Below are 1,391 nucleotides of genomic sequence, written 5' to 3' on the forward strand. Positions count from 1 at the left end.
TGCCCAGACCGACGATTCACCCGCTTTCGCGGCGGATGCCGGGTGTCTTGTGGGTACACGGGGGCGGGTCTACCGTGACGAGACAGGGTTCCCGCATGTGGGGAACCCGGGTAGCGAGAAGGGACCCGGGTCAATGGCTGACTTTGGAAACGAGGGCCTCGCGGAGCTTTACCGCCGGCCCGGAAGCGCATCCACCGTTTACGTCGACGTCACCCAGGATCGTGAGGATCCGAGACGCACCTCGAGCCTGCGCCATCGCTCCGTGCGCGAGGCACTGGCCGATGCCGGTGCCCCCGAGGCCGACGCCGACATCGTGATCGACCGGATCGAGGAACCGCCCGGCAGGCCGGGCAAGGTGAGTCGGCTGCTCGTGGTGCGGGACGGCCTCATCGAACTCGACGAGCTGTTGCCCGGTGAACCACTCGGCGAGCTGATCGTCTCGCACGGGCCGGTGCCGTGCCTGCTGCCGCTGCTCATCCAGCGTCCGCGCGACCTGACCTACATCATCGCCGAGGTCGGGCGTGACGGCGGCGAGATCCGGCAGTTCCGGCTCAGCCGCACCGGCGCGGTCGCCGAGGAGGAGATCGAGGGCGACACCGAGTACATCACCAAGGTGCAGGGAGGATTCCTGTCCAACTCGCGGTACCAGCGCGACACCGAGGAGATCTGGAAGCGCAACGAGGGCCAGATCGCCGACGCGATCGACGAAATGGTGCGCACGAGCGGTGCGGAGCTGCTGATGCTCACCGGGGACGTGCGCGCGCGGCAGCTGCTGGTCGCCCAGCTCGCCCCCGCGAGCAGGGACATCCTCGCCGTGGTGCCGACCAACACCCGCCCCGGCGGCGCAACGACCGATGAGCTCGAAGCCGACCTCGACCGGCACCTTGCCGCGATCCTCGCCCAGGACGAGTACGACGCTCTCGAACGCCTCGACACCGGGCGCGACGAAGGCCTCGCCGAGGCCGACTTCGCCGCCGTCGTGCGTGAGCTGCAGCAGGGCCAGGTCGAGGTGCTGCTGCTCGCTTCGGGAGCGCTGCCCGAGGCGACCCTGCTCGCGCTCGACCGTGAGCCCTGGGTGGCGTCGACCGAAGCGGATGCCCTCGGCGCGGCCGTTCTCGGAGCCGTGCCTGCCGCAGACGCGCTCGTCCGTGCCGCGTTGCTCACCGACGCGCGCGTGGTCGTGGTGTCGCCGGGGGAGCTGCCCGGCGGGAGCGGGGCCGCCGCGCTGCTCCGCTGGTCGACCCTCTCGACCCACTGAGCCGGCCGGTCAGCCGATCAGCCGATCAGGCTGGGGCGCAGGTCGCGCAGGGTGCGGAAGTGCGTCATCCGGGTGACGCCGACCGCGGCCAGCACGAGGCCGCCGACGACCCAGAGGAGCAGCACCCCGGCAT

General features: G+C 70.9%; 1 protein-coding gene. It reads left to right on the forward strand.

Annotated features, from left to right (window positions below):
- Positions 1-133: 133 nt before the first annotated feature.
- On the forward strand, positions 134-1,258 hold the full coding sequence (locus QN345_RS19125; RefSeq protein WP_322189136.1) for a Vms1/Ankzf1 family peptidyl-tRNA hydrolase: 1,125 nt from the start codon (positions 134-136) through the stop codon (positions 1,256-1,258).
- Positions 1,259-1,391: the final 133 nt, after the last annotated feature.

The sequence above is a fragment of the Cryobacterium sp. 10I1 genome (assembly GCF_035019805.1).
Classification (GTDB): domain Bacteria; phylum Actinomycetota; class Actinomycetes; order Actinomycetales; family Microbacteriaceae; genus Cryobacterium; species Cryobacterium glucosi.